Consider the following 10788-nt stretch of genomic DNA (forward strand, 5'->3'; position numbering starts at 1 on the left):
AATTATTTTTACACTTATAACAGAAGAATAATAAATGCATGTATTTGAAAGTGAGGGTTATTAAAATGGAATACACAAAACTTGGCAATACAGGACTGGATGTATCTAGGCTTTGTCTTGGATGTATGGGCTTCGGTGATGCGAAACGTTGGGTTCATCCGTGGGTCCTTGACGAGGAAAACAGTAGACCTGTTATTAAAAAGGCTCTTGAGATTGGCATCAATTTTTTTGATACAGCAAACGTATATTCAATGGGAACGAGCGAGGAAATCCTTGGAAGAGCTCTAAAAGATTATACTAATCGTGACGAAATTGTGATTGCAACAAAGATTCATGGGCGTATGCATGAAGGTCCAAATGGTTCTGGACTTTCCCGGAAAGCCATCATGAGTGAAATTGATAAGAGTCTTAAGAGGCTGGGAACCGATTATGTAGACCTTTATATTATCCATCGCTGGGATTACAATACCCCTATTGAAGAGACGATGGAAGCTCTCCATGATATTGTGAAGGCTGGAAAGGCAAGGTATATCGGTGCTTCTGCCATGTACGCATGGCAGTTTCAAAAAGCATTAAATGTAGCAGAGAAACATGGGTGGACAAGATTTGTCTCGATGCAGAATCATTTAAACCTCATATACCGAGAAGAGGAAAGAGAAATGCTGCCACTATGTAAGGAGGAAGGAATCGGAGTAACTCCATATAGCCCGCTCGCATCAGGTAGATTAACTCGTGATTGGTCAGAAACAACACATCGTTCCGATACAGACCAAATTCAAAAGTCTAAATACGATGCGACTGCTGATGCAGACCGATTGGTAGTTGAACGGGTTGCAGAAATTGCAGAAAAACGTGGTGTTCTTCGCACTCATATCGCACTTTCTTGGCTGCTACAGAAACATCCAGTAACATCTCCAATTATCGGTGCTACGAAAATATCACATCTAGAAGATGCAGTAGGTGCTCAATCGATTCAGTTAACACCCGAAGAAATTACGTTCTTAGAAGAACCCTATGTACCACACCGGATAGTGGGTCATAATTAACTTTAATTAAAATTATAAAACCTGAGTCATGTATAAATGGGCTCAGGTTTTTGTTATTTATCTTCTTTTCGAAGTCTTTTATGATCATTCTAAATTCCGATCCAACAATGCCCCCGTTTGTTCCGCAATGACACGAGCTGGTAGAGGCATTCCATTTTTGAACCACCATTCCACTGCCCCTACGATCGCTGAACCAAAAAATTGAAGAATAACCTCTTCATTTAAACCTTGATTTTTTCCTTCGGCATTATTTACTTCAGCCTTATACTCTTCGATGACTAAATCAAGAAACCGACTACGAAAATATGGGGCACCTTTACTGGCTAACATCGTTGAAAAGAATAAATAATTACGCTCAAAGTATTCGAACCAGACATAATTCCCTTCTTGAAAAGTCATTTCAGATGCCGATTGGCAAAGTTCCCGGAGATTGTCTATATGTTCTTCAATCATCTTATCCAGGAGGTCGTATTTATCCGTGTAATGAAGATAAATGGTCCCTCGATTAACATCTGCTCTGTCTGCAATATCCTGAATGGTAATGTCATCAAAACTTTTTTCAGACATCAGTTCAATTACTGCATTTTTTATAGCTACTTGGCTTTTTGCTATTCTTCTATCTACTTTAGTCACACTAATTCACCAACTTTTCCTAATGATAATCAACATTTTTAATTGATTTGTTGAGTAATCAACGAATTGCGCTAAATTAACTATTGAAAGGTTGAAGGGCTTTTTTATAATTATAAACAGGTGTTGATTAATCAATCAATATTAATTTTTTTAGCATCATGTTGAAGCTAACTTTTGGAACAATAAAAGTAAATTCACTTAAAACAGGAGGTTTATTTATGGACCGAGTTGAAAAGAGCAAAGAAAAATACAAACAACTATTTGGAAATGGAGTACCCGCCGCATACGCTACCGATCCTGATTTTCAAGACATCCTTAGCCACTTCATTTTTGGGGAAGTTTTCTATCAAGGAAATCTGGATAACAAGCAACGCGAGTTGATTACCCTGGTAGTGCTTACTACCAACCAGACATTGCCTCAGCTCAAGGCACATGTTGTTGCGGCACTAAAAGTTGGGCTGACACCGATAGAAATCAAAGAGACAGTTTACCAGTGTGCTCCATATATCGGATTTCCCAAAACATTAAACGCCATCAATGAAGTAAATGAGGTTTTTAAAACGAAGAATATCGCTTTACCAATAGAAAGCCAAAAGCAGGTTGATGAAGAAAACCGCTTTAACAAGGGACTATCCGTACAGGTAGAGATTTTTGGCGATGTTATTGCAAAAATGCTTGAGGCTGCTCCAGAAAATCAAAAGCATATGCAGAATTATCTTTCCTCTTTTTGCTTTGGAGACTTTTACACCCGTGGCGGACTTGATTTGAAAACACGGGAGTTGTTGACATTCTGTATTATCAGTACAATGGGCTGTTGTGAAAGCCAAGTGAAGTCACATGTTCTGGGTAACAAAAATGTAGGCAATGACAAGGAAACACTAATCACTGCCATCACTCACTGCCTCCCCTACATGGGCTTTCCGAGAACACTAAACGCATTAGCTTGCATTAATGAAATTATGCCTGAAAATTAAGGCAAACGATTAGGGATTAAGTAAACGCTGGATAGTCAAGCATCTCTGTTTTACTTGAAGAAATTCCTAATGAGAATTGTGATTCAAAAACATAACAATGTAAAGGAGACAAAAGCATGTTTAACGAAACTTACAAATTATCAAATGGTGTAGAAATACCAAAATTAGGTCTTGGTACCTGGCTGCTTGACGATGCACAGGCAGCACAAGCAGTGCGTGATGCGGTGTCTATCGGATATCGCCATATTGATACGGCTCAGGCTTATATGAATGAATCTGGTGTAGGAGAAGGAATCCGTTCTTGCGGTGTCGCAAGAGAAGAACTTTTCATTACCACAAAGGTTGCTGCTGAAGCAAAGACCTATAATGCATCTGCGCATTCAATTAATGAGTCTTTAGCAAAGATGGGACTGGATTACATTGATCTTCTGATTATCCACAGCCCACAGCCTTGGACAGAGTTCCGTGAGGAGAACCGTTACTTCGAGGAAAACAAAGAAGTATGGAAAGCGTTGGAGGATGCTTATAAGACAGGCAAGGTAAAGGCAATCGGTCTTTCTAACTTCCTTCAGGATGATGTAGAGAATATTCTTGCAACCTGTGAGATCAAGCCTATGGTCAATCAGATATTGGCACATGTGAGCAATACTCCTTTTGAACTAATTGAATTCTGCCAAAAGAATGACATCTTGGTAGAGGCATATTCGCCAATTGCACACGGTGCAGTTCTCGATAATGCAGAGGTTAAGGTAATAGCTGATAAGTACGGAGTATCTGTTGCTCAGCTTTGCCTACGTTATGATATCCAGCTTGGTCTTGTAGTCATCCCTAAGACGGCAAATCCGGATCACATGAGAAACAATGCAGAGCTTGATTTTGTTATCAGCGATGCAGATATGGAGACTTTGATGAATGTAGAGCAAATACAGAATTATGGTGAGCATAGCTTCTTCCCGGTATTTGGTGGAAAGTTAAAATAAACAGATAATAGATGAAGGTCGAACAAAAACCTGCTTTAAGTTGGTTAATAAAAATAAAATTTATCGGAGGAATTAAAAATGACAAAACATGAAGAAGTAAAAAATGGCGTTATTTTCCCAGCGGGCGAAAAAAATCCTTTTTCACAATTTTTCGTGGGTCAAAGTTATCTTAAAGGATTAGTCTCTGACCCTAAAATCAACGTTGGTGTTGGGAATGTGACTTTTGAACCGGAATGTCGTAATAACTGGCATATCCATCGTGATGGATATCAAATTCTATTAGTAACTGGTGGCGAAGGTTGGTACCAAGAAGAAGGAAAGCCTGCTCAATTATTAAAAGCTGGTGATGTTATTGTTACTCATGATGGTGTAAAACACTGGCATGGTGCCACAAAAGACAGCTGGTTTGTACACATTGCAATCACTGCAGGTACACCGGAATGGTTAGAACCTGTCGATGATGAAACCTATAACAATTTGTAAGAAACTAACGCATCGGATCAAATGATTCGATGCGTTAATTATGACGGTCATACAAACAAAAGTGTGGAAACATTATTGAAAATCGTACAGCCGTTACCTTAAGCCAGAAGTTATTAAAAATGCAGCGATTGAGTTGATGATATGCATATTAGACATGTTGACTTCCCCAACCTTTCTTATAGATTATTAACAATTTTGATTGATCTGTTGAGTAATCAACGGATTACGTTAAATTAACCATTGAATGCATTAAGTTTCTCTATATAATAATAAACAGATGTTGATTAATGAATTAACATTGATTTTTTTAAAGGTATTATGATCAGGTCATGACCTGAAAACTGAACTTGCATAAAAAAATGCGGGGAAAGGAGATGGTTATTATACGTATGGACAGGTTAAAAATATTTTCTTTGCTGTCAGTTGCTTTGTTGATCTCATCCGGTCCATTGATTGCCGCAAACATACCAGCAATCGAAAAGGAATTTTCGACAGTAAATCCAACGCATGTAGGGCTGTTAACAACCATTCCTTCACTGTTTGTCATTCTAGGTATCTTAGTTGCGAACCGTTTGGAACTATGGATTGGTAAGAAAAGGACGATATTGATTGGTTTAACGCTTGTTTTTCTTGCTGGGGTTTTTCCCGTACTAAAACATGATATCTTTTCGTTTTTATTTCTTTCGCGCTGTTTCTTTGGTTTAGGAATCGGTTTATTCAACCGTTTAATCATTCAAATGATTAGTGATATATTTCAGGATGATCCCCGCAGGAAAGCAGCCGTAATTGGGTTAGAAAGTGCCTTTGAAGGATTAGGTGGCATTTGTTTGACGTTTATTGTAGGGCAGTTGTTGAAAATCAACTGGTATACTTCGTTTCTTATTTATGCTCTGGCGCTTCCAATTTTTCTGGGATTCCTCTTCTTTGTTCCGAATGACAAGAAGAAAATGGCAAAAAGAAAAGCAGAGCCAAACAGAACAATATCGGACAGTCACAACGACGCAGGATCCTATCGCTCGGTCCTTGGTTATGGCATTTTGCTTTTTGTGATTGTAACCATTTTTATTAATTACAATATTCAGGTTACCCCACTGCTTTTAGAAAAACACATTGGCAATGCAACGATTGGCAGCAACAATCTCGCCTTCATTGGTTTAGGAGCATTTATTGCAGGTTTTTCATTTGGTCGAATTTTTCAACTGCTGAAGGATTATATCATGCCAGTTGCACTTTTATTTCTCGGAATTTCTATCTATATTACGTCTATTTCAGAAAATATCATACTCACGACATTTTGTTCAATGGCTATTGGCTTTTCTTTTCGTTGTATGATGCCATATTTGTTTCATACCTTTACGCAACAAAGCAAAAAAGTGGCAAAGCTTGGAACAACAATGGTGTTAGTTGCTTATAACATTGGTGCTACCCTATCCCCTTATGAAGGGACAGTTTTTTCAAAATTATTCCACGTTCATACTGTTCAGTCTTTGTTCCTTTCAAGTTCAATTATCATTTTTTTGATTTCCCTCATTGTTTTTGGAATTGTTCTTAAAAAGGCAAAAATGAGCAAAGTCCAACAAAGAAGTTTTTAGTTTGAGAGGAGGATACACTATGCCCCACATTATTGTAAAACTTATACCAGGCAGAACCGAGGAACAAAAGAAAGAACTTACAGATAAGATTGTGCAAGCTGTTATGGAAACAGTAAATGCTGGAGAGTCTAGTATTTCTGTATCATTTGAAGAAGTTCCGATTGAGAAATGGCAAAAAGAAGTATATCAGCCTGAAATTTTAGGTAAAGAGAAAACGTTGTATAAAAAACCCGGATATAGCTATTAATGAAATTGGAGGAGAAACCATGGAAGCAATTAATCAACAATTACTAACCGGAGAACGCTCTCTTTTTAAAAGTCGAGATCTTATGATTAAAGATTCGGTTTTTGCAGATGGCGAATCACCGCTAAAAGAAAGTAACGATATTTTCATTGATAATAGTATTTTCAAGTGGAAATATCCTTTATGGTATTGCCAAAATATCAACGTAAAGAATAGCAGTTTTCTTGAAATGGCACGTTCGGGAATTTGGTATACTCATCATATTTCAATCAGTGACAGTATCATAGAAGCACCTAAAACATTTCGACGCGCAAGCGATATACATCTGACCAATGTTGATATGCCAAATGCGCAAGAGTCCTTTTGGAACTGTAAAGATGTTTACTTAACAAACGTGACCGCAAGAGGCGATTACTTTGGAATGAATAGTGAAAATATTAAAATCTATAATTTCAGATTGGTAGGGAACTACGCTTTTGACGGGGCTAAAAACATTGAAATTCGAAATGCAAAGTTACTTTCAAAAGACGCTTTTTGGAATTGTGAAAATGTCACTGTTTACGACTCTTTAATTATCGGTGAATATCTAGGTTGGAATTCAAAAAATATCACGTTTATAAACTGTACCATTGAAAGCAACCAAGGCATGTGCTACATAGAACATTTGGTGATTGAAAATGGGAAAATCATCAATACAGATTTAGCATTTGAATATTCAACAGTAGACGTGGAAGCAACAACAGTGATTAACAGTGTGAAGAATCCAATTGCCGGTAAAATCAAGGCTAAGGACATTAGTGAATTAATATTTGATGACAAGGAAATCATCTCATCCAATACCCAGTATGAATTAGATAAAGCAGGTGAACCCTGTGACCTTTAATTTTGATAAAATGACGAATCGCTTTAACACAAACTCTTATAAGTGGGATGTTGGATACAAAGAGCTCCCAATGTGGGTTGCAGATATGGACTTTGAAACATCCCCAGCCATTGTTAAGGCAATGCAAAAGAGATTAAACCACCATATTTTTGGTTATACAAGCGTTCCAGATGCCTATTATCATACAGTTGCTCAGTGGTGGGAAAATAGACATCAATTTCATGTTGAAAAAGAATGGATTATGTTTTGTACCGGTATAGTGCCAGCCATTTCTTCCATTGTTCGCAAAATGACCAACATTGGAGACAATGTGTTGGTGCTCTCACCTGTTTACAATATCTTTTACAACTCAATCGTCAACAATCAACGAAAAGTTCTTACAAGCGAATTAATTTATAAAGACAATCAATATTCGATTGATTTTGGTGACTTAGAAGAAAAACTATCCAATCCTGACACATCGCTCATGATCTTCTGTAACCCTCATAACCCAATCGGTAAAGTATGGGATAAAGAAACTCTTAAAAAAATAGGAAACCTTTGTATCAAACATAATGTTCTTATCCTTTCTGATGAAATTCATTGTGATTTAGCGCATCCAGGATATCGATATATTCCATTTGCTTCTGTTTCAGAAGAGATTGCTCAAAATTGCATTACCTGCGTAGCACCGACGAAAACATTCAATCTTGCTGGGATTCAAACATCTAGTATTATCGTGCCAAATCCAGAGTTAAGGAAGCTAGTGAATCGTGGAATCAACACCGATGAAGTGGCTGAACCAAATGTTTTTGCGATTGAAGCTGCAATCTCAGCGTTTACAGAAGGTGAACCTTGGCTTGAAGCATTGTTGGATTATCTAATGGGAAATAAACAATTGATTGAACACTTTATCGCAAGCCAGCTTCCGGATCTTAAATTCATTTATTCAGAAGCAACCTATTTGGCTTGGATTGGTTGTAGCGCGGTAACGAATGATACCAAATATTTATGTGAATTTATTAGGAAAGAAACAGGATTGTACGTTTCAGAAGGTGCCATTTTTGGCGGTAACGGTAATGACTTCATTAGACTAAACTATGCTTGTCCTAAGGTGAGGCTTGAAGATGGATTACAGCGTTTAAAAAAAGGAATTGAAGCATTTCAACATTTAAGTAATCCATCAAGAAAATAATAATTCATATAAAAATTTATGGAGGTAATTTCCATGTCAAAAATTGAAGGAAAAGTTGTCATTATTATGGGTGCATCAAGTGGGATTGGTGAAGCGACTACCAAAAAACTTGCACAAGAAGGAGCGAAATTAGTCATTGCAGCTCGCCGTGAAGACCGCTTAAAATCACTTGTTGAATCATTACCAAATACTGAGGTAACATACGCTGTTGCAGATGTAACAAACAAAGAGGAAGTTCAAGCTGTTGTAGATTTAGCAATCGAAAAATATGGTCGTGTGGATGTACTTTACAACAACGCTGGAGTTATGCCAACTGCTCCACTTTCCGAAACACGATTTGATGAATGGAAACAAATGTTAGACATTAATATTATGGGTGTGTTAAATGGTATTGCTGCCGTTTTGCCGATCATGAAAAAACAGCAATCCGGTCATATCATTGCGACTGACTCTATTGCAGGACATGTTGTTTATCCTGGTTCTGCTGTATACTGTGGCACAAAATTTGCTGTTCGGGCTATCATGGAGGGATTACGCCAAGAAGAGCGTGAAAACAATATTCGAAGCACCATTATCTCTCCAGGATTAGTAGATACAGAACTTTATACGACGATTAACGAGCCTGAAAACCGTGAACGGGTAAAGAATAATGCTAAAATCGAAGGTTTGGGATTAAAGTCAAGTGACATTGCCGACGCAGTTGCTTATGCAATTAGCACCCCGGAATCTGTTGCTATAAGTGAAATCCTAATTCGTCCAACAAAATCGGTAAAATAAATAAAAGAAGGCGTGAAATAAATGAAAATAAAATTAACTGTTGGTGAAGACGTATATACTGCTATTTTGAATGACAGTAAAGCAGCAAGTGATTTTATAGCACTTCTTCCTCTTAGGTTAACACTTGAAGACTATGCAGGAACGGAAAAGATTAGCAATCTTCCTAAAAGATTGTCTACTACCGGTTCCCCAGATGGTACCAAAGCTTCTATTGGAGATATTACGTATTATGCTCCTTGGGGAAATTTAGCTATATTTTATAGGGATTTTGGTTTTGCAAATGGACTGATTAAATTAGGGAAGATTGAATCCGGTATTGAAAAGCTTGCAAGTATGAAAGGTAATTTCAAAGTTACAATTGAAAATATCGATTAAAAGTAGGTTAAAATAATGGATTAATCTGCCCCACTGATGCAACTTTGAGGTAGTATTTTACAGTTTAAAGGGGTAATAACATTGGATAGACCATATATAATCTGCCACATGCTAACTTCATTGGATGGGAAAATCATTGGAGATTATTTGAAAGAGGAACGAGCTGCTTATTTTACCGACGAATACGAAAAAATTCATAGACGTTATGGATGTAGAGCATGGATGTGTGGCAGGATTACCATGGAAGAACACTTCACTTTCGGACATCAATTAAATTTAAAACAAGATAACTTTAATGCGATTCCCAGAACTGATTATGTTGCAAATAAAGATGCGAAAGGTTATGCCATTGCAGTAGACCCTTCCGGGAAACTGGGGTGGACAAAAAACTACATTACAGATGACTACGGATTAGGAGACCACATTATCGAAATACTTACAGAACAAGTATCTGATGCCTACCTGGCTCATCTACAAAAACTTCGTATATCTTATATTTTTGGCGGAAAAGAACAATTGAATTTTATTGTCGTAGTAAAAAAACTAAATGATTTATTTTCAATCGATAAATTAATGGTTGAAGGTGGAGGAGTTTTAAATGGCTCCTTTTTGAATGAAGAATTAATTGATGAATTAAGCCTCATTTTAGTTCCAATTGCAGAAGGTTCATCTAACTCTGTGACACTATTTGAAACGAGGTCTTATTTAAACAAACCTAAACCCGCTAATTTCTTGCTAAAAGATGTCGAAAAACTGGACGATGGTGGGTTATGGATGAGGTATGTAACAAAGCATGATTAATCACCCTTTTAAAAAAATTAAAAAAATGGAAAAAGCATTTAAAATCCTACAATCCATGAGTTCATTTTGGGAATCGAGGAAATGTGGGAATCTAATTCAAATTAAGCTTAGAAGGATGTATTAAATGTACATCCTTCCTTTTTACCGTTTAAGTCCGAGGGAATTTTCTTTTTCTAAACTTTGTGAAGGAATGTACTTAAACTAAACTGCTATTTAGGACAATAAGAAAAAGGATCGACATAGCCATCCTGCAAAGCGAGGGATGAGAATATCTATAAAACGCATGTCATACATTTAGATGGGAAAGGGGTTGAAAAGCGAAATGATTGCCGCATGGATTTGCGCTGTGATTGGCGGAATTTATTCAAGAATCTACTATGGTCAAGCTCCAAGTGCAACGGATGTATTCACCGGTTTCATCGCCGGCATTCTGATTGACTTTTATATCATTTATAGACAGAAAAACGGGTCAGAAGGCTGATCCGTTTTTGCTTTTAATAAAAAAACTTCCATATGGGTTGTGCTGAATTGTTGAAGCAGAGTATTTCCAATGGAATATACATTACTGATCATAGCCGACAATTTATACAGCAAGCCATTACACAAGCAACAGATTTAATAATAATTTCCGGTTGTTATTGAACTAAAGCACCCGTTAGCCATCCATGAATCGCTAAAAACCAGCTCTTCACCACAGAGAATGAAAATGGTTTTAAACCGTCAATACTGATTCTACGGCTGGAGAGGAAGGTCGATGAACTATGGTGCGTTAGAGCCCATCCGTTAGTCTGACTCCAACGACCACGGTGCACCACTGACTGTCGCT

The 10788-nt window shown here is 37.3% G+C and carries 14 protein-coding genes; 12 read left to right on the forward strand and 2 right to left on the reverse strand.

Annotated elements, in window-relative coordinates; genetic code table 11:
- The first annotated feature begins 65 nt into the window (after positions 1 to 65).
- Entirely contained in the window at positions 66 to 1046 is a 981-nt protein-coding gene (locus M3226_RS24635) for an aldo/keto reductase (RefSeq protein ID WP_251571281.1), read from the forward strand.
- Between the two features lie 84 nt (positions 1047 to 1130).
- On the opposite strand, the gene M3226_RS24640 is transcribed toward M3226_RS24635, so the two are convergent.
- The gene (locus M3226_RS24640) at positions 1131 to 1679 is read right to left on the reverse strand and encodes a TetR/AcrR family transcriptional regulator (protein ID WP_251571282.1); all 549 of its coding nucleotides are present in this window, start codon (positions 1677 to 1679) and stop codon (positions 1131 to 1133) included.
- Between the two features lie 218 nt (positions 1680 to 1897).
- Here M3226_RS24640 and M3226_RS24645 point away from each other — a divergent pair, with 218 nt between their 5' ends.
- From M3226_RS24645 to M3226_RS24695, 11 genes are all read left to right on the forward strand, one after another.
- Positions 1898 to 2653, forward strand: coding sequence for a carboxymuconolactone decarboxylase family protein (locus tag M3226_RS24645; RefSeq protein ID WP_251571283.1), 756 nt, complete (start codon positions 1898 to 1900; stop codon positions 2651 to 2653).
- Between the two features lie 116 nt (positions 2654 to 2769).
- Positions 2770 to 3633: an aldo/keto reductase gene (locus M3226_RS24650; RefSeq protein WP_251571284.1), complete on the forward strand. Its 864-nt coding sequence runs from the start codon at positions 2770 to 2772 to the stop codon at positions 3631 to 3633.
- A 78-nt stretch (positions 3634 to 3711) separates the two neighbouring features.
- On the forward strand, positions 3712 to 4116 hold the full coding sequence (locus M3226_RS24655) for a cupin domain-containing protein (RefSeq protein ID WP_251571285.1): 405 nt from the start codon (positions 3712 to 3714) through the stop codon (positions 4114 to 4116).
- 374 nt (positions 4117 to 4490) lie between these two features.
- Positions 4491 to 5708, forward strand: coding sequence for an MFS transporter (locus tag M3226_RS24660; protein WP_251571286.1), 1218 nt, complete (start codon positions 4491 to 4493; stop codon positions 5706 to 5708).
- A 19-nt stretch (positions 5709 to 5727) separates the two neighbouring features.
- Entirely contained in the window at positions 5728 to 5955 is a 228-nt protein-coding gene (locus M3226_RS24665) for a tautomerase family protein (RefSeq protein WP_251571287.1), read from the forward strand.
- Positions 5956 to 5974: 19 nt separating this feature from the next.
- Positions 5975 to 6835 (forward strand): DUF3737 family protein, encoded by an 861-nt coding sequence (locus tag M3226_RS24670; RefSeq protein WP_251571288.1) that lies wholly within the window; start codon positions 5975 to 5977, stop codon positions 6833 to 6835.
- The gene (locus tag M3226_RS24675; protein WP_251571289.1) at positions 6825 to 8009 is read left to right on the forward strand and encodes a MalY/PatB family protein; all 1185 of its coding nucleotides are present in this window, start codon (positions 6825 to 6827) and stop codon (positions 8007 to 8009) included. Before M3226_RS24670 ends, M3226_RS24675 begins: the two co-directional genes overlap by 11 nt.
- A gap of 33 nt (positions 8010 to 8042) precedes the next feature.
- Positions 8043 to 8786, forward strand: a complete 744-nt coding sequence (locus M3226_RS24680) for an SDR family oxidoreductase (RefSeq protein WP_251571290.1) — start codon at positions 8043 to 8045, stop codon at positions 8784 to 8786.
- A gap of 21 nt (positions 8787 to 8807) precedes the next feature.
- Positions 8808 to 9161, forward strand: a complete 354-nt coding sequence (locus M3226_RS24685; protein ID WP_251571291.1) for a cyclophilin-like fold protein — start codon at positions 8808 to 8810, stop codon at positions 9159 to 9161.
- Positions 9162 to 9242: 81 nt separating this feature from the next.
- The gene (locus M3226_RS24690) at positions 9243 to 9962 is read left to right on the forward strand and encodes a RibD family protein (protein ID WP_251571292.1); all 720 of its coding nucleotides are present in this window, start codon (positions 9243 to 9245) and stop codon (positions 9960 to 9962) included.
- Between the two features lie 310 nt (positions 9963 to 10272).
- Complete coding sequence (locus M3226_RS24695) at positions 10273 to 10443, forward strand: hypothetical protein (RefSeq protein ID WP_251571293.1); 171 nt, start codon at positions 10273 to 10275, stop codon at positions 10441 to 10443.
- A gap of 154 nt (positions 10444 to 10597) precedes the next feature.
- Here M3226_RS24695 and M3226_RS24700 read toward each other — a convergent pair.
- A partial coding sequence (locus tag M3226_RS24700; protein WP_251571294.1) for a hypothetical protein occupies positions 10598 to 10788 on the reverse strand: 191 nt, incomplete at its 5' end.

The organism is Neobacillus cucumis (assembly GCF_023715505.1).